A 498-nucleotide genomic window follows, 5' to 3' on the forward strand; every position below is an offset into this window, starting at 1 on the left:
CCCGCCGCGGTGCACCGCGACGGCATGCTCGGCGGCCGCCCCCTCGACCACGGCCGGGCGGTAGAAGCGGAACAGCTCCGGGTTGTCGCGGCGCAGGCGCAGCGCCCGGGAGGTGACCAGGAGCTTCGCGGCGCCGGAGTCGTCGATCGGCGGGAGGATGCCGCGGGCGACCTCGGCATCCAGCTCCCTCAGCATCCGCGCCCGCAGCGCGAAGTCGACCGGACGACGGTTGTCGGGGTCGACCAGCGACAGGTCCCACAGCTCGGAGCCCTGATACACGTCGGGCACGCCGGGGCCGGTGAGCTGCAGCAGCTTGGCGGCGAGCGAGTTCGAGCGGCCGTGGCCCGCGATCTCCGCGACGAAGCGGTCGAGGATCGGGGCGGCGTCGCCCTCGACGGCCTGGGCGACGGCCGCGAGACCCTCCTCGAACGCGGCGTCGGGGCGCTGCCAGGTGGTGCGCTCCGCCGTCTCGCGCGCGGCCTTGGTGGCGTACGCCAG

At 75.5% G+C, this 498-nt stretch carries 1 pseudogene; it reads right to left on the minus strand.

Going from position 1 to position 498, the window contains the following annotated elements:
* A pseudogene (locus DW309_RS05085) lies at positions 1-498 on the minus strand (malto-oligosyltrehalose synthase); the annotation flags it as partial.

Origin of the sequence: Microbacterium sp. K41 (assembly GCF_004794395.1) — a bacterium.
Lineage (GTDB): Bacteria > Actinomycetota > Actinomycetes > Actinomycetales > Microbacteriaceae > Microbacterium > Microbacterium sufflavum.